This window comes from Devosia pacifica, assembly GCF_014652635.1.
Classification (GTDB): Bacteria; Pseudomonadota; Alphaproteobacteria; order Rhizobiales; family Devosiaceae; genus Devosia; species Devosia pacifica.
On record NZ_BMZE01000002.1, the window covers coordinates 122895 to 140145 of the forward strand.

The following is a 17251-nucleotide window of genomic DNA, read 5'->3' on the forward strand; positions in this document are numbered from 1 at the left end:
TTCTCGTTGAAAAGCGGTGGCCTGTGTGTTGGAAAAGCTGGTGAGAGTCCACCCCAGGAACAATCTTGTTCACTCCAAGGTGAACTCGTGCGCGGCTTGCGCCAATTGCCCGGGATCAAAATACATCAGTGATTCCAACGATGTCCAAAGGATAGCGGCGCGAACCGGCATATCTGGGAAGAGCTGACCTGCAACCAACGCATATAGCCCCAGCTGGGTAACATAGTTTCCCGGCACCGCCTGCGCAGATTTTGGCAGACTCGCGTCGGACTTGTAGTCGACCACCAAAACCCCTTCCGCGTCAACAACCAGCCGGTCAATACGACCAACCAGGCGAACCGCCTCACCTTTGCGCCGAGCGCTGGCAAGGAACGGCACCTCTGCCCGACTAGCCGGGCCGAACAGGTGCTGGAGTTGTGGCGCGGACAGAATCGAGCACGCCTTCGCCACCAGTTCGTCGTGCAGATGGGGGTGCTCCGGCAACAGCGCCGGCATCGCCTTTTCTGCAATCTTGTGACGTTGGTCGGCCTCGATCGTCGCGAGATGCTGCAGCAGGGCGTGCAGCGCCAGCCCCGCCTTGCGCGCCTCCTCGGCATCGCGCACGGATTGAACCGCCGGCTCGAGGTTCATGGCGCCGGCACGATTTGTTCCTGCTGAAGAGGGCTGTACGACCGCCACAAGCTTCGGCTGACGCAGCGGCGGCAGGCTGACGAGGTCGAGTTCCACTGCCATGGGAGCGCTGCGCCGGCCGGCACTGTCCCCGGCATGGGCCGGATAGACCAGCGCCGTTTCGTCGCCCGCCTCGTCGGTTTCGATCCGCGCCTCGTCGCGCAAGGCCCGCTCGATTGCCTGGTACCAGGAGTTCGCCAGCTGTGATTCGGCGGTCTTTCCGGGTGTGAGCGCGCCGGTGACATAAAGCGCCTCTTCGGCGCGCGTCATGCCGACATAAAGCCGGCGCCAATACTCATCCTCGAGTGCCTTGCGCATTGCCTCGCGGATCGGCAGCGTCTGGGGCACATGGTCCGCGCCCCTCGCGGCATGAAGCAGAAGGGGTCCTGGCGCCGTGTCGAGCAGATAGACCGCGCCATTGAGTTGAGTTCCGGAGGGTGTGGTGGCCGCATCGGCCAGAATGACGACCGGCGCCTCGAGTCCTTTGGCGCCGTGCACCGTCATTACCCGCACGCCCCCGCCGCTCTCGGCGAGTTCGCGCTTGATCATCACATCCTGGCGACGCATCGCCGCGAGGAACCCGGTCATCGAGGGTTGGCTGTCCTGCTCATGATCAAGTGCAAGCGACAGGAATTCCCCGAAAACGTCATCGACTTCCGGGCCGAGCCGGGCGTGAAAGCGTTCAAGCCCGCCTTCAGCATAAAGAATATGCGTGAAGAACTCATAGGGCCGGTCGGTGCCCAGCCGCCCGCGCCATCGGGTCAGGTTTCCCGCGGCTGCGGCGCCATGGACATTCTGCGTCTGCTGCAGCGCCTGCCACAGCGTACCCGTGCGCCCGTGGGCGATCTCGAACAGGTCCTCTTCGCCAACATCGAACAGCGGCGAGCGCAGCACCGCCGCAAGTTGCAGGTCATCGTCGGGACTGGACAAGACATCGGCGAGCGACATCAGGTCCATCACTGCGATATGGCCGGTGACGCCGAGCCGGTCCGCACCGGGGGTCGGGACATTGGCCGCCATCAGCGCCTGAATGATCTCGTGAAACAGCGTCGAGCGCGTCTGCACCAGGATCATGATGTCATCGGCGCGCAACGGCTCACCGTTGACGCGGGTGCGCCCGCTGTCGAGCCAGCGCTTGATGTTGGCGGCGATCTTTTGCGCGATCTGGCGCTGGGCTGTTTCCGCCGAGTCCAGCGGTTCGAGCGGCCAGGCATCACTGGGCTCACGCTCGTTCGTCTGCTGAACCGGCGGCCAGAGAGTTACGCTACCGCCTTCATGGGTCCGCGCCGTGTCGTGGTGGACGAGCGTTGCGAGCAACGCCTTGCGGATATCCTCCTGGGCGCAAACCTTGTCGACCGCTTCGAGTATTGGCCGCAGGGTGCGAAAACTGGTCTTGAGTTCGATATCGGAAAAGTCGGCCTTCACCTCTTCGGCGCGCTGGCCGTAGTACCGTCCAGTTTCGAGAAACAGCCGTGGCTCGGCACCCTGGAACGAATAGATGGACTGTTTCGGGTCACCCACTGAAAACAGGGTTCTCGGCCCGGCGACCTGCCCGGCTCCGGTGAAGAACTCATCCGCTAGCGCGCGCACGACTCGCCATTGCGCCGGGTTGGTGTCCTGGCTTTCATCGACAAGGATGTGGTGGATGCCGGCATCGAGCTTGTATTGTACCCACGCCTTGTGCTGGTCAGACAACAGGCTGGCGAGCCGGTCGATAAGATCATCAAAATCGAGCAGCGAGCGGGCACGCTTGCGTGCTTCATATTCGCCGGTGATCGAGCCGAGAACATCGAGCAACGCTTCCGAGCGAACGACCAAGCGGGCCGTCTTGCGCTCGATGCAGAGCGCTGCGAGCCGCTCCGCTTCCACCAGTACCCGCTCCGCCAGAATCTGATCGCCGGCATAGAGCGCCTTTTTCGGAAAGTTTTTGCGCACCTCGAGCTCGTTGGTCAGAAAAACTGCCAGCCAGCCATCGAGAGACGGGCTCTCGGCGTCGAGCAACGCCAGATTGGCTTCGAAGGTGTTCTTGCCGGGCTGTGGCGGACAGATCGAAAAGATCCGCGTGATCTCGCCTGGCCCTATCAGCCGATCCGCGATCATCTCGTTTTCGACCGCCTCGGCCGTGCGTCCGCGATAATCTACAAGCGTGCGCAGCCGGTGCTTTGCCCCTTGCGGATCAGAAAGCACGACGCCCAGCCGCCGGCCGGCGCCAAGTGCTGCGCTAATGGCCTCATCGATGGCGAAATCGCTCATCTGATCGAACAGTTCTTCGACCGCTTCAGTACCGGCATCGCCACGCAACCCGGCGGCGAGCACCGCCTCGCGCGATTGCCGGATCAGTTCTGCCCGGGCGACATCCTCGATCACCGTAAAATCGAACGGCACTTCAGCTTCCAGCGGAAACCTGTGCAGCACGCTCTCACAAAAGGCGTGGATGGTGACGATCTTGAGCCCCCCTGGCGTCTCGAGAGCACGGGCAAACAGCTGGCGCGCCTTGAGGCGCAATGGCTCAGTTATCGTCTGTCCAAGTTCAAGAAGCTTCGCGTCAAGCTCTGCATCTTCGATGATCGCCCACTCACCCAGAACCGCCGAGATGCGGCTGCGCATTTCGGCCGCTGCCGCCTTTGTATAGGTCAGGCACAATATGGCTTCCGGCTGAGCGCCAGCCAGCAGCAGACGCAGCACGCGCTGGGTGAGGACATGCGTCTTGCCGGAGCCGGCATTGGCCGAAACCCACGCAGACCCGGTAGGGTTTGAGGCCTGGCGCTGATGGTTGATCGTGTCGGCAGGAATGTCGAAGGCACGGGTCAAACCGATTCATCTCCCTCCGCGAGGCTCCATTCGGCCACTCGCGCCAGATGGTCATAGGCGCCGGCAAAGCGTTGCGTCGGCTTGGGGTAGAGCTGGGAGATCAGCGGCCTTTGATGGAACAGCAGCGCCTCGATCAGCATCTGTGTCCTGCGCGAGGCTTCTTCAACCATCGTGTCGAGGTCACGCCCCGGCGCCAGTGCAAACGGCGTGGGACGGAATGCCTGCGGGTCGAACCCGATCTTGACGTAGGTCAGGACCCCGGCAGACGCCGGCTCAACGCTCTCAATCGCACCCGATGCAACCATTGCCGCCTCCAGCAGCATCTGCGGGGCCTCGAACTCCCTCATTTCGCGAGGCGTCGGCAGGCTGCCTGTCTTGAAATCGAGGATCTCGATCAACCCGTCCCGTCGCACATCGATCCGGTCGGCGCGGCCGGTCAAGACGAACGGCTCTGGCAGCGGCAACTCCCAGCGGCCCTTCAACTCTGCCAGCCGTCGCTCGATCTGCGCGTCACGCTCACGTTCGAATATGAGGAATTTTTCTGCAGCGCGGCCAAATCGGCGCAGCCAGATCTGGCGGCGGTCAGCGATTGCGTCGAGACCGGCGAACGCCTCAATGGACATGGCCTTGAGCCTGTCGAGCGCATCGGGCGCCGCGATATCGTGACCTGCGGCGATGAAGTCGCCGAGCACGTTGTGAATGAGGGTGCCGCGCTCCCGCCCGCTCGGATCGTCGCCAAGCCGGTCATATTCCTTGAGACCAAGCACATGGCGCGCATAGATATCGTAGGGGCTTCGGAACAGGGTCTCGATCTCGGTGACCGAGAGTTGGCGCGGCCTGACGGCGACTGGCGGATTCGGTTCGGGACGGCGAGCCCGACGACTGCCGGGCGAACCATCAAGGCGCCGCGCATCACGACACCAGACCGCGCCGCGCTGGCGAAGCATCGCCGTACAGTCCTTGCCGACAAACGCCTCGAGCCGCTGCACAAAACGCGATGGCACTGCAGGCCCGGTGCCGAGGCGCTCGGCGAAGGCCAGGATCACCTCACGGTTGCCGAGCGCCATTTCGAAGTCATGCGCTGCTAGACCGATCCGCCGCTCAGGCGGCTCAAGCCCGGCAGCGATCCGCATGGCGCGGCTCAGCCAGGGGCCGGGATCGGCGACTTCCGGCCAGACATCCTCATTGAGCGCCGCAACGATCACCAGATCCGGGCTTTGCAGCCGCGCTTCGAGTTGTCCCCAGATGGCGATATCGGTGCGGCGCGGCGCGCTGTTGCGCACCTCGAAGCCGCGCATCAAGACGCCAAGAACCTCATCGAGGCCGCGCGGCCTGAAGCGCATGCCGTCGCCGCCATGTCGGATCGTTTCCTCGCACCAGCGGTGATACTCCTCGGTCCCGTCTGGCACCGCTGTTGGCGAGACGAGCGCATCGAAGGCTGACGACAGTGCAACAGCGAGGCTGGCGGCATCGATAAACGGCATTGCGAGGAGTTCGGCTACAGGCCGCAGGGCCTCTTCCAGCCCTTTCAACACCGCCTCGATCGCTGGTGCGGCGCTCTCATCAAGCCTGCGCGCCGGATGCGTGGTGCGCCGGCTGACATTGTCCTTGAGCACCTGGCGCAGCCCCTGAACACCCGGCCCCGGACGCTGGCCCCGCAATAGCCCGTATTCGATATTGGAAACCACCCGCCCCGACAGACGCGCCTCGCCATCGATCGACAGAGCCGGATTACGCAGCAGCGCCATCAGGTCGATGGGGGCGTAATCATTGGCGGCGACCGCAAGAATTTCGCGCAGCATCCGTCCGGCCGGGGATTGAAACAGCGGCTGGCCGGCAGCATCGTCGACAAATACACCGAACCGGGCCAGCTCCGCAGCAATCCGCCGCGCAAGGTTTCGATCGGGCGTGACGATGCCCACCGTCTTGGTCTCGACGAGACCCTGCCGGGCTGCCAAAGCAATGGCGCGCGCTTCCTCATCGAGGGTGCGTGCGCAAAGAATCGAAAGCCCGTTCGTCGCTTCGGCCAGACGCCGTTTGCCAAAGCGGTTGTCCGCCCAGTGAGCCGTCGCCTCTGCCGGCGCCAGCGCCTGGCGCAAGAGCTTGGTCCGCGCCGCTGGCTCTTCGGCGAGTTCCCTGACATCGCCGATCCCGGCACCCAGCCGGCGCAGCAGGCGTGCCAGGCCGTATTGAGCATGGCCATGCGAAGCGGTCGCGCCATCAATCAACTGCTGGTGGGCTGTTGCCGTCAGATCGGTATCGAGCCCCGGCAGCACCACCGCGCCACGCGGCAAAGCATGGATGGCGCCCAGCAGGCGCGCCGTCGCCGGGATTGAGCCGGTCGAGCCCGCCGCGATGACCGGCCGGTCGCCATAGACAAGCCTCGCCGCCTCGGCCTGGCGATCGAGCCGCATCGTACGCAGGCTGACCGAATCCGCCTTACCCCGGCCTTTCAGCTCCTCGGGCCAATATGACAGCGCAATCTCGAGAAATCGCAGCGTTTGCTGCCAATTTTCGGCCAACTCATCGGGAACAATCGCCGAAAGGCTATCGGCGGTACACCCTTCAGTTTCCAGATCATCGATGAGATCGCCGAGGGACTCGGCCATCGCCAGCATCTCGGCCGCATTGGGCGGGGTGGCAAATGCTTCGCGGCCCGCCGGAGTTTCGGACCATTTCGCGATCAGGCGCGAAAGCGCCATTGTGCGCTCCAGCCGGCTCGCGGCGGGCGGTGGCACCGGAGCATCAAAGGGCGGCAGAAAGGGCTCCTCGTCCGCGGCTTCGCCGCCGAACGTGCGCATGTCCGGCAAGAGCACCGCGCCATTGCGCGCGAAAATTTCCGCCAGCGCCTGGCGGGCACGCCGCGTCGGCAGCACCACGGTCATATCGGCAAGCCAGAATGGCCCTGTTCGCTGCCAGTCAGGGAACAGCGCGCCGCTCAGCATGCGCTCGGCCAGGGTTTCGAGAAATGGCGCGTGCGGGGCGATGGTGAACAATCCGCCCATCAGCTGAACGCCGCCTCGGCAAGCGCGAGACCGTGCGGATCACCGACATGGTGCCACGGAGCGTCGAGCAGCACGCCGCTCAACTGATCTTCTTCAAGCGCCCGTTCCATCAGCGGGAACAGCGAAGCCGGCCCGGGTGCCATCTCTTCGAACAGGCTGCGCCGCGCCAGCGCAATCCCCGCATAAATCACCGGAAGACCGCTGTCCCGCGTCACACGCCCGCGCGGATCAAGGCAGAAATCATGGCTGCGAGAGAACCCGGTGGCGCGCGCCGGATGCGCGCAGAGCAGCGTCATCGCTGATCGGTTGTCTTCGTGGCGCGCCTGCATACGGGTCAACGGACGATCATTGCCGAGGGGCCACACGGCATCGGTATTGGCAATGAAGATGTGTTCGCTCTCGAGCGCAGGCAGGGCATTGCGAACGCCGCCGCCCGTGCCGAGCAGCACATCTTCTTCAATTACCACAACATTGTCTCGAGCGGCGAAATGCGTCTTTATCTGCGCCGCACGGTAATGCGTGTTGACGACAAATGTTTCGGCACCCTCGGCGCGAAACGCTGCGATGACATGCTCGATCAACGGTTTGCCGGCGAGCGGCACCAGAGGCTTTGGCGTTTCGTTGGTAAGCGGGCGCAGTCGCGTACCGAGGCCGGCAGCGAGCAGCATGGTCGAGGGGAATCGCGCGGCAAACGACATGCCCGATATGACCTCGTGCCGGCAATGCTGTCCAGTGCCAAGGCCGCGCAAGCCATTGGCGCTGGCCCGGTTTGCGGCTAATCACTGCTGCAGCAAAAACCTTGGAGACTTCACCCATGGATGTTCGTCAGGCCACCGAGAACGACAGGCAGGCGCTGTTCGATATTTGCCTGCGCACTGCCGATTCTGGCGCTGATGCCAGCGCGCTTTACTGGGACAAGGAATATCCGGGGCTTGTGTGGGCGGTACCCTACCTGGAATTCGAGCCAGGCTGCGCGCTTGTCCTTGCGGAGGAGGATCGCGTCCTCGGCTACGTCGTCGGCACACCCGATACGCAGGCATTTGCGCAAAAGCTGGAGGAGCACTGGTGGCCGGTACAGCGGCGCCGGCTTGCCGGACGTCAGGCCGTTCGCAAGAAGGATCAGAGCGTTCTCGATATCGTCGCTTCGCCGAGCATGCCGCCGGAAGAGATCGTTGCGGACTATCCGGCTCACCTGCACATCAATCTGCTGCCAAAAGCGCAGGGCAAGGGAAATGGTCGCATGTTGATCGAAGCAGAGCTCGAAGCGCTACGCCAGGCAGGTGCTGAGCAGGTACATCTTGGCGTTTCACCAAGCAATGACCGGGCAAAGGCATTCTACGCCCGTCTGGGCTTCGAACGCCTTTCCAAAGACGATGAGACATGGATGGGCCGGGCGCTCTAAAGCGCCGGTCGCGATTGGCGACCAACTGCAAAGCGCGCCGGCCCATGCCAGATTAGGCGGCGTTGACGATCTCGACGAGTTCCACGTCGAAGACCAGATCCTTGCCGGCAAGCGGATGATTGGCATCGAGCTGCACGCTGCTTTCGTCGACACCCACCACTGTCAGCGGGACAGTCTGGCCGTCAGGGGTACGGGCCTGCAGCTGTGCGCCGATATCGAGCGGCACGTTTTCCGGCACGCTTGCACGCTCAACGGTCTGGATCGCCTCAGGCCGATGTGGGCCATAGGCTGCGTCGGACGGGATGGTTACCGTGTCCTTGGCGCCAACTTCCATGCCATCGATATGCTTTTCAAGACCCGGGATGACCTGGCCGGCCCCCAAGGTGAACTCCAGCGGCTCGCGGCCTGCGGAGGAATCGAATTCAGTGCCATCGGTCAGACGACCGGTATAATTGATGCGCACAGTGTCGCCGGATTTGGCTTGGGTCATGTGCTCGTCCTTTGAGGATTTTCTTGGGACCGAACGCTTCGGGGCGCCATGCGGTCCGTTCACGACAATCCACGCGGCCGATTGCTGCGCGGTGCGGACCTCTAATCTAGGAACTCTGTTGCCGATGTAAACCGGCAGCGCTCAAGAACGCCTCATAACTATCGCAAGCGGCTTGATCCTATTGGCATTACAAAGGCATAAATGCCGTTAACTTAGCCTAACCACCGGTTAATCGCCTTACGTGTAGTTTCAGGAGCATCCGTGCGCATGTTCGATTCGCGGCTCACGAAGTCCGGCACGAGCCGGATGGGCCTTGCCATCCTCACCGTGCTGATCACGCTTCTGGTATCTCCGTTTGCCTCAGCGCAGACCATTCCCGGCCTGACGGCCCCCGCTGAAACCGAATCGACAAGCGAGGATCCCGCGGCGGAACAGCAACCGCTCGAAGCCTTGCTGGAGGTCTTGCGGGACGATACCGCCCGACAAGAGCTGATCGAGGAACTTGAAGCCCAGCTTCAGGCACCTGCCGAACAGCCGGTGCCAACGATCGAAGATGACGTCAACACGTTTGGCGGGCGCATCGCCGATTTTACCAAAAGCATGACGGAATCGGCGGCGGAATCGGTCGACGGATTCGTTGACCAGATCCAGCAGGCGCCGGCGCTGTTCACGGCGCTGGGGGATGCCGACTATCGTGTCATCGGCGAACTGACCATCGATCTCGCGCTGCTGGTGCTGGTCACTTACGGCGTTTTCTTTCTCGCCCGTTATCTTACCGAGAACTTCCGCAACGTCCTCAAGCTTCGCTCGGCGCGTTCAGGCGTACTTGCCGCTTTGCTGGCAACCGTCTTCCTGCTGGTTTCGAACCTCATCATGGTGGTTGTCGCCTGGGCCGCCGGGCAGATCATGGCGGTCACGTTCCTCAGCACGGCCGGTCGCATTGCCTTCCACCATTCGCTGTTTCTCAACGCTTTCCTGCTGGTTGAAGTCATACACGCCTTCGTGCGCGCCATCCTCAGCCCCGGACGACCGCAATTGCGGCTGGTGGCACTGCCGAACGAGCAGGCAATCGCCCTCACCCGCTGGGCCCGCATAACGGTCTCGATCCTGGCTTTCGTGCAGCTTCTGATCGTGCCGGTATTCGACCGCTACGTGTCGATTTCCGCCGGCGAGGCGATTTCGGTGGTCGGATACCTGATCGTGCTGGCGCTCCTCGTGAACCTCACATTGCGGCTCCGCCAGCCGGTTGGGCAGTGGCTGCTGCACCTGACGAGCGACGATCCGGGCGGCGTGTTGCACTTCATCGCCCGGTTCTGGCACCTGCCGGTACTTGTCTACCTGATCATCCTGTTCGCTGTCGTGGTGATCTGGCCCGAGGCCGTGCTGCTCGGGATGCTCGCAGCAACCGGCAAGATCATCATTGCCATCATCATCGGCGCTATCGTCGGCACCATCATCAGCCGCATCATCATGGCCGGTATTCGCCTGCCGGAAGGCGTCAGCTCGAAAGTGCCGCTGCTGGAGCAAAGGCTTAATTCCTTCGTTCCACGCGCCCTGACAGTGCTGCGAATCCTGGTGGTGATTATCGTCGCTGGCTACGTGCTCGATGCGATCGGCGTGTTCAGCGTCGCCGGGTGGCTGGAGTCCGAATTGGGCGGCCGCATAACCGCCGCGATCATCACGGTCGCGGTCATTCTTTTCGTCGCGTTCGCCATCTGGCTGACCGTCAGTTCCTGGGTCGACTACAGGCTGCAGCCTGCGGCCGGCCATTCGGTAACGTCGCGTGAGCGCACGCTGCTAATATTGCTGCGCAACGCCATCACGGTTGCCATCATCGTCTTTACGCTGATGTTCTGCCTCGCCGAAATCGGCATCAACATCGCGCCGCTGCTGGCCTCCGCCGGTGTTATCGGCCTCGCCATCGGTTTTGGCGCGCAAAAGCTGGTGCAGGATATCATCACCGGCATTTTCATGCAGCTCGAAGGCGCCATCGATGTTGGAGACGTGGTCGAAATCGGCGGCATTTCCGGTAGCGTCGAACGCCTCACCATCCGCTCGGCGGGACTCCGCGACCTCAATGGCGTCTATCATCTGGTGCCGTTCTCTTCGGTCGATACCGTTTCGAACTACATGCGCGGCTTCGCCTATGCGCTATGCGACATGGGCGTGGCTTATCGCGAGAATGTCGACGACGTGAAACAGGCGATGTTCGATGCCTATGACCTTTTGATGGAAGACCCGGACGTTGCGCCAAACCTCGTCGACCGGCAGCCTGAATGGATGGGGCTTGACCGGTTCGATGACAGCGCCGTGATCCTGCGGCTGCGCATCAAGACCTTGCCGGGCCAGCAATGGGGCGTGGGGCGCGCGTATAACGCGGTGCTGAAGCGCATCTTTGACGAGCGCGATATCGAGATCCCGTTCCCGCATCAGACGGTCTATTTCGGTGTCGACAAGGCGGGCAAGGCGCCCCCGATGCATGTCATCGAGGATGGCGAGGCGCCTGGCGCGAGTGGCAAGACACCGCCGAAGCGCAAGCGCCAGCGTCGCGCGACGCCATCGGCACAAACGCCCGGCCTTCCCGACAATGATCGCGATGACGACGACGGAGATGCGCCGCGTTGACCAGGCAAACGTTGCGCCACCGGATGACTTTGCGGTGTCGTGAAACAGGTCTATGGAGAGCCCATGAGCATCGATCTGCATCTCAACCTTGCCCCGTTCGAAGCCGTGATCTTCGATATGGACGGCACCATCCTCGACACCGAGGCGGTGTTCCGCACGATCGTCTTCGAGGTCTGCGAGGAGCTCGGTTTCGAAATGACGGACGAGGTTCACCGCTCGATGGTGGGCTCGAGCCACGAACGCACCAACCAGTTGCTGATCGAAGCTTATGGCGTGGCCTTTCCCTACGCGCTGTTCGACGACAAGTGCCGGGCGATCATGAAGACGCGCATGCACACCGACGTTCCGGTGAAAGCGGGCGCGCGCGAATTGATCGACGAGCTACATTCACGCGGGATCCCGAGCGCGGTCGCGACTTCCTCGCGGCGACCGCACGCCGAACTGCATCTTGGCACGGCGGGGCTCCTGCACCGGTTCGAAACCGTCGTCACGCGTGATGATGTCATCAATCCGAAGCCGCATCCGGAGCCCTACCTGATGGCAGCGCAACGGCTAGGTGTAGAACCGCGTGCCTGCCTCGCGCTCGAGGACAGCCACGCTGGTGTGAAGGCCGCGCACGCCGCCGGGATGCAGACGATCATGGTACCGGACCTGATCCACCCGAGCGAAGAAATCCGGGCCCTTGGTATCGCCGTGATGGAAAGCCTTGATCACGTGCATCGGGCCGCATTCTTCCCGCGAAGCTGAACCTTACTCCCTGCGTGAAGACTATGGCGGGCGGAAAGCGACCGCCGTCGTCGCTGCGGCGTTTCGTCTCTGCAACACTTCATTAACCAAAATGCCGCGCTGTGCGTGATCGATAAACTTTTAATTGTCGGTGCAATGGCTCGTTGAGCATAGACCAAACCATTGTCTGATAAGGCTTTTCGTGGCGGACGCTGCCTGTTAACCGTGAATTAACCCGCTAAGCGCTATGGTTAACCACCGGTAAAATTTGGTTGCAGAAGCGCGCGGTTTGGCTACGGTGCAACCGGACTTGCTGCAAGCGGCCACGAGGCCGCCGCGAACTTGGGCTTCCAGCTCATTTCGCGCTCTAGGGATAACCGAGGGTGCCCGTGTTTCGGGCGGTCTCAAGGGGAAGGACGGGGCAGATTGACGTCTCTGGGACTTAAAACTGCGCGTGCCGTGTCACGCGCCGTAGCGATGTGTGCGGTCGCCGTCGTGGCTTTGGCCACCACCCACACGGCATACGCAACGGAAACGTCCGTAGACGCCATTGTTCCTGCTGCCATGCCGGCCTCTATAGCCGAAGCCCGAACGCAGCCATCAAGCGGGACCTTTGCGGTTCCCGTCGCTCCCGGAACGCAGCCACTGACGCAAGAGTTGCTTGCCAATTACGTCGAGCGCCAGAATGCGTTGAGGAGCTTTGACGGGTTTTATAATCGTGCCCTGTCGGCTGGCGGCCAGCAGAGCGATGTCGCAATGGGCTATATCGCGCGTGGTTCGCTCGGCGCAGGCAATACCGCGCTACAGGCGATCTCAAGCTTCACTGCCGATGAGGACGATTCCGGCCTCAATGATTCCCTGCTCTCCGCTTATGTTCAGGACGGCTACCTGCCAACGCAGGAACGAATTCTCAAAGCAGACAAAGAGCGCGATTGTCTCGCCCAGGCCATCTATCATGAGGCCCGTGGTGAATCGGCGTCCGGCCAAATGGCGGTGGCCAATGTGATCGTCAACCGGGCCTTGTCGAACCGCTACCCCTCGAGCCTTTGCGGCGTCGTCTATCAGAACGCCGACAAGGGCCGGTATCGCTGCCAGTTTACTTTTGCCTGCGACGGCCGCTCGGATAATCCGACAGAACGGCGCGCCTGGCTGCGCTCCAAGGCGCTTGCCGATGAGGTCTACACAGAATATGCGCTTGGCGAAGGACTTGAGACGCTTCCGTCCTCAGTGCTCTATTATCACACCACTGCCGTGAAACCGTCATGGTCACGCGTTTTCACACGCGTCGCGCAGATCGGTTCGCACATCTTCTATGCGCCGAATTAAGGCTCAACCGCATTCTTGAAGCATTGCAGCCGCCCGTTTCGGGCGGCTTTTTGCTGACGGGCCCGACTAATCGAGCGCCTTTGCAATCGTGTCCGTCATATCCTCGGGCGCCGTCTGCGGCTCAAAGCGCTCGACAACCTCCCCATTGGGCGCCACAAGGAACTTGGTGAAGTTCCACGCGATGTCTCCGGGCTTTTGCCGCTTGAGCTCCGCAAACAGCGCGTCGGTGTTGTCACCGTTGACCTCGATCTTCTCGAATACGGGAAACGTCACATCATAGGTGGTGGAGCAAAACTCGGCGATTTCCGACGAGCTGCCCGGCTCCTGCTCTCCGAATTGATTGCAGGGAAAGCCGAGCACCATCAGCCCCTGGTCCCGAAACTTTCGCCATAGCACCTCGAGCCCTGCATATTGTGGCGTCAGGCCACACTTGCTCGCCACGTTGACGATCAGCAGATGTTTGCCGCGATAGTCTTCGAACGGAACCGGGCGGCCGTTGAGCAACGGCATCTCAAGGGCGAAAATATCGGTCATCAAAGCCTCTACGATGTTCAGGTGGGACGCGAAAGCGTATCCCCATCCTGAATTCGCACAAGCCTTCAATGTTCCGTCGGGTTAGTCGTCACCCATCTTCAGCGCCTTGATGAAAGCCTCTTGCGGGATCTCGACCGAGCCGAACTGGCGCATGCGCTTCTTGCCGGCCTTCTGCTTTTCCAAAAGCTTGCGCTTGCGGGTGGCGTCGCCGCCATAGCATTTCGCCGTCACATCCTTGCGCATGGCGCGCACGGTCTCGCGCGCGATGACCTTACCGCCGATTGCGGCCTGGATCGGGATGGTGAACAGATGCGGCGGGATCAGTTCCTTGAGCTTTTCGCACATCACACGCCCGCGGCTTTCCGCGGCTGAGCGGTGCACCAGCATTGCCAATGCATCGACGGGTTCCGCATTGACGAGGATCGACAGTTTCACCAGGTCGCCGGTGCGGTAATCGGCAAGCTGGTAGTCGAAGCTGGCATAGCCCTTGGAGATCGATTTCAGCCGGTCGTAGAAGTCGAACACCACCTCGTTCAGCGGCAGATCATACTCGACCATCGCACGTTGGCCGACATAGGTGAGGTTGGTTTGGATGCCGCGCCGGTCCTGGCAGAGCTTCAGGACGCCACCGAGAAATTCGTCAGGCGTCAGGATCGTCGCCTTGATCCACGGCTCACGGATTTCCTCGATCTTGACGACGTCCGGCAGGTCGGCCGGGTTGTGAAGGTTGATCAGTTCCCCGTCGGTCATCTCCACCTCGTAAACCACCGACGGTGCGGTCGCGATGAGGTCGAGATCGAACTCACGGCTCAGGCGCTCCTGGATGATCTCGAGGTGCAAAAGCCCCAGAAAGCCGCAACGGAACCCGAAGCCCAGCGCCGCCGATGTCTCCATCTCGTAAGAGAAGCTCGCATCGTTCAGCCGCAGCTTGCCCATAGCGCCGCGCAATTCCTCGAAATCCGAAGCGTCCACAGGGAACAGGCCGCAGAACACCACAGGCTGGGCCGGGCGGAAGCCCGGGAGCGCCTTTGCGGTTGGTTTCTTGTCGTCCGTGATCGTGTCGCCGACATTGGTATCGGCCACTTCCTTGATCGAGGCAGTGAAAAAGCCGATCTCGCCGGGCCCGAGTTCGCCGACATCGACGAGCTTGGGCGAAAAGACGCCGACCCGGTCGAGTTCATAGGCGGCCCCGGTGTTCATCATCCGGATCTTCTGGCCCTTCCTGATCCGCCCGTCGATCACGCGGATGAGGACGATGACGCCGAGATAGGTGTCGTACCAGGAATCGACCAGCAGCGCCTTGAGCGGCGCGTCTTCTTCGCCAACGGGAGGCGGCAGGCGTTTGACGATGGCTTCAAGCACCTTGTCGATACCAAAGCCCGTCTTGGCCGAGATCTCGACCGAGTCCGACGCGTCAATGCCGATGACGTCCTCGATCTGCTGCTTGATGCGTTCGGGCTCCGCCGCCGGCAAGTCGATCTTGTTGAGAACCGGGACGATCTCGTGGTTCACCTCGATCGCGTGATAGACATTGGCGAGCGTCTGCGCCTCGACACCCTGGCTGGCATCAACAACCAGCAGCGAGCCCTCACACGCCGCGAGCGAGCGGTTGACCTCATAAGCGAAATCGACGTGGCCGGGCGTGTCGATCAGGTTGAGGACATAAGTCTCGCCATCTTCGGCGTGATAGTTCAGCCGAACCGTCTGCGCCTTGATGGTGATGCCGCGTTCGCGCTCGATGTCCATCGAGTCGAGGACCTGGTCCTTCATCTCGCGCAAGTCGAGCCCACCAGTGTTCTGGATCAACCGATCAGCAAGCGTCGACTTGCCGTGGTCGATATGGGCCACGATGGAAAAGTTGCGGATATTCTTGAGCGGCGTTGTCATGGGCCGGCTGATAGCAGAACCCCGGTGCGCCGCAAAGGTGGTTTATCGCGGGTAAACGCTGTTCCGCGTGCATGGCGCAAGCTTGGAAGGGCACAAGGCAACGGCTTGGCCGATCAAGCGTTCACGATGCATGCGCATCACCCCGATCCTCGCCGCCCTCGCCCTTTCCGTTTCCCCGCATATTGCGGCGGCGCAATCTTTGCCGCGTGCATTTGAAGATATGGTCAATGCCGTTGGCGCCGGGATTGAGGATCTTGGCGACGAGCTTGCCGGCCCCAGAGCCCAAGAGCGTCGCGCGCCATCGGCTCGGATTGCACCGGCACCTCGAGCCGTCTCGGAAGAAGACGTACCGTTGCCAGCGCCGCGTCCCGAAAACCGTGCAGCGCTGGCGCAGGTGGCCGATGAGGATCTGCCTGACGAACAATCGAGCGACGCGGATGACGACACCGACGAAAGCACCGGTGCTACCTCGCCAGTCGCTGACGATACCGCGACTATGACTGAAGACGACGAGGTCTCCCCTCAAAACGACAGTTCGGAAGAGAGCGTCACCGATGATGGTGACGCGCTGACAGAAGAGGAGACTCCGCTTCCAAGACAGCGTCCCGCCGAGGCCCCAATCGAGCCGCGTGCAGTCGACAGCGACCATGAGGACGTTGCGGAAAGCGATCGCATCTACCAGAGCAGCTGCCCTGCGGTCCTGTCAGGTCTTGTAACTGCAGAGGCCTTGCCGCCAATCGCCGAGGGGCGGTGCGTCGAGCGCTCGCCGCTTTCGGTGACAGCCGTCGAGGCCAACGGACGCACCATTGCGCTGTCGTCGCCGGCAACGCTGAATTGCGAGATGGCGACAGCATTGCCGAAATGGCTTGAGGCTGTTGATGGCTACGCAAAGAGCCGTGAGAACGCGCGGCTGGAGACACTGGTCATTGGCACAAGCCAGTTTTGTCGCCCGCGCAACAATATCGCGGGCTCGGATCTTTCTGAGCACGGCTTTGCCAATGCGCTCGATGTAACCGGCTTTCAGTTGAGCGATGGTCGCACTGTCAGCCTGCCGGGTGACTGGACGCCGGCGCGCTCTGCTGAGGGCCGGCTGCTACGCTTCGCGCATGGCGCTGCGTGCACAAACTTCACCACCGTTCTCGGGCCGGAAGCCAATGCGCTCCACAAAGACCATTTCCACGTCGATCTGGGCTGCCATGGCAGCACCTGCACAGCCCAGATCTGCGAATAGTTACTGTTGGGCGTAAAGGTCGAGCACGCGCGTGACGCTGGCCACGTCGGCACTGCCTTCCGCGCAATCAAGACCTTGCGCATCAAGCGTTGTCACGATCTGATCATAGGCTTCCGCGGCGGCATCGCCAGTCAGTCCGAGCTGGTCAATATAGCGCGCCTCGTCCGCGGCCATTGCCGATGCGACCTCTGAATCAACATCAATATCGCATGCCTCAGCGGTTGCCCGCGTTGCATAAAGACCGGTCAGCAGATCGTTGGGGTTCGGCGGCATGGCATAGGCCGTGACCGGCTCTCCGTCCGGGGCCACGGATTCAGCCTCTGCACCCGTTCCTGGAGACATTTGCGGTGTGCTCGGCGATTGCATGTCCTGCGCGCCCGCCGCGGCCGTCAGAACGCCGAACGCCGCTGCGGCTAGCGTCAATCTTGAACCCAACATCAGCATCAACCTCATCATTCTTGTTTGTTGCCGTCATGGCCGCATAGCCAAGCTTGGTGAGGAGAATGAGGCAGATACGTGCAGGTTGCCGATTAGCAGCCACACGA

General features: G+C 62.0%; 12 protein-coding genes. 5 read left to right on the forward strand and 7 right to left on the reverse strand.

Annotation, left to right across the window (positions count from 1 at the left end; translation table 11 throughout):
• Positions 1–69: 69 nt before the first annotated feature.
• Genes addA through IE127_RS07740 form a run of 3 tightly spaced genes read right to left on the reverse strand, consistent with a single transcriptional unit; the run spans position 70 to position 7183 of the window.
• Positions 70–3480, reverse strand: coding sequence for a double-strand break repair helicase AddA (addA, locus tag IE127_RS07730; protein WP_189424973.1), 3411 nt, complete (start codon positions 3478–3480; stop codon positions 70–72).
• The gene (addB, locus tag IE127_RS07735; protein WP_189424975.1) at positions 3477–6485 is read right to left on the reverse strand and encodes a double-strand break repair protein AddB; all 3009 of its coding nucleotides are present in this window, start codon (positions 6483–6485) and stop codon (positions 3477–3479) included. Before addB ends, addA begins: the two co-directional genes overlap by 4 nt.
• Positions 6485–7183: a nucleotidyltransferase family protein gene (locus IE127_RS07740; protein ID WP_189424977.1), complete on the reverse strand. Its 699-nt coding sequence runs from the start codon at positions 7181–7183 to the stop codon at positions 6485–6487. Before IE127_RS07740 ends, addB begins: the two co-directional genes overlap by 1 nt.
• A gap of 116 nt (positions 7184–7299) precedes the next feature.
• Between IE127_RS07740 and IE127_RS07745 the strand changes: the two genes are divergently transcribed.
• A complete protein-coding gene (locus IE127_RS07745) occupies positions 7300–7887 on the forward strand; it encodes a GNAT family N-acetyltransferase (RefSeq protein ID WP_189424979.1) in 588 nt (195 codons plus the stop codon).
• A 52-nt stretch (positions 7888–7939) separates the two neighbouring features.
• Here IE127_RS07745 and IE127_RS07750 read toward each other — a convergent pair whose 3' ends face one another.
• A complete protein-coding gene (locus IE127_RS07750) occupies positions 7940–8377 on the reverse strand; it encodes an FKBP-type peptidyl-prolyl cis-trans isomerase (RefSeq protein WP_189424981.1) in 438 nt (145 codons plus the stop codon).
• Positions 8378–8644: 267 nt separating this feature from the next.
• Here IE127_RS07750 and IE127_RS07755 point away from each other — a divergent pair, with 267 nt between their 5' ends.
• The 3 genes from IE127_RS07755 (at position 8645) to IE127_RS07765 (ending at position 13054) form a co-directional block, all read left to right on the forward strand.
• Complete coding sequence (locus IE127_RS07755; RefSeq protein WP_189424983.1) at positions 8645–11002, forward strand: mechanosensitive ion channel domain-containing protein; 2358 nt, start codon at positions 8645–8647, stop codon at positions 11000–11002.
• Positions 11003–11065: 63 nt separating this feature from the next.
• Entirely contained in the window at positions 11066–11749 is a 684-nt protein-coding gene (locus IE127_RS07760) for an HAD family hydrolase (protein ID WP_189424985.1), read from the forward strand.
• 405 nt (positions 11750–12154) lie between these two features.
• Positions 12155–13054, forward strand: coding sequence for a cell wall hydrolase (locus IE127_RS07765; RefSeq protein WP_189424986.1), 900 nt, complete (start codon positions 12155–12157; stop codon positions 13052–13054).
• A 66-nt stretch (positions 13055–13120) separates the two neighbouring features.
• Here the strand turns inward: IE127_RS07765 and IE127_RS07770 are convergent, their stop codons facing one another.
• Positions 13121–13588, reverse strand: coding sequence for a glutathione peroxidase (locus IE127_RS07770; RefSeq protein WP_189424988.1), 468 nt, complete (start codon positions 13586–13588; stop codon positions 13121–13123).
• A gap of 81 nt (positions 13589–13669) precedes the next feature.
• Positions 13670–15475 (reverse strand): translation elongation factor 4, encoded by a 1806-nt coding sequence (lepA, locus tag IE127_RS07775; protein ID WP_189424990.1) that lies wholly within the window; start codon positions 15473–15475, stop codon positions 13670–13672.
• A 130-nt stretch (positions 15476–15605) separates the two neighbouring features.
• Here lepA and IE127_RS07780 point away from each other — a divergent pair, with 130 nt between their 5' ends.
• The gene (locus tag IE127_RS07780) at positions 15606–16706 is read left to right on the forward strand and encodes an extensin-like domain-containing protein (RefSeq protein ID WP_189424992.1); all 1101 of its coding nucleotides are present in this window, start codon (positions 15606–15608) and stop codon (positions 16704–16706) included.
• Here IE127_RS07780 and IE127_RS07785 read toward each other — a convergent pair whose 3' ends face one another.
• Positions 16707–17129, reverse strand: coding sequence for a hypothetical protein (locus tag IE127_RS07785; RefSeq protein ID WP_189424994.1), 423 nt, complete (start codon positions 17127–17129; stop codon positions 16707–16709).
• Positions 17130–17251 lie beyond the last annotated feature (122 nt).

Coding starts and splice junctions, on each gene's coding strand:
- addB (WP_189424975.1), bottom strand. CDS start 6,485: ATGGGCGGATTGTTCACCATCGCCCCGCACGCGCCATTTCTCGAAACC.
- IE127_RS07740 (WP_189424977.1), bottom strand. CDS start 7,183: ATGTCGTTTGCCGCGCGATTCCCCTCGACCATGCTGCTCGCTGCCGGC.
- IE127_RS07745 (WP_189424979.1), top strand. CDS start 7,300: ATGGATGTTCGTCAGGCCACCGAGAACGACAGGCAGGCGCTGTTCGAT.
- IE127_RS07750 (WP_189424981.1), bottom strand. CDS start 8,377: ATGACCCAAGCCAAATCCGGCGACACTGTGCGCATCAATTATACCGGT.
- IE127_RS07755 (WP_189424983.1), top strand. CDS start 8,645: ATGTTCGATTCGCGGCTCACGAAGTCCGGCACGAGCCGGATGGGCCTT.
- IE127_RS07760 (WP_189424985.1), top strand. CDS start 11,066: ATGAGCATCGATCTGCATCTCAACCTTGCCCCGTTCGAAGCCGTGATC.
- IE127_RS07770 (WP_189424988.1), bottom strand. CDS start 13,588: ATGACCGATATTTTCGCCCTTGAGATGCCGTTGCTCAACGGCCGCCCG.
- lepA (WP_189424990.1), bottom strand. CDS start 15,475: ATGACAACGCCGCTCAAGAATATCCGCAACTTTTCCATCGTGGCCCAT.
- IE127_RS07780 (WP_189424992.1), top strand. CDS start 15,606: ATGCGCATCACCCCGATCCTCGCCGCCCTCGCCCTTTCCGTTTCCCCG.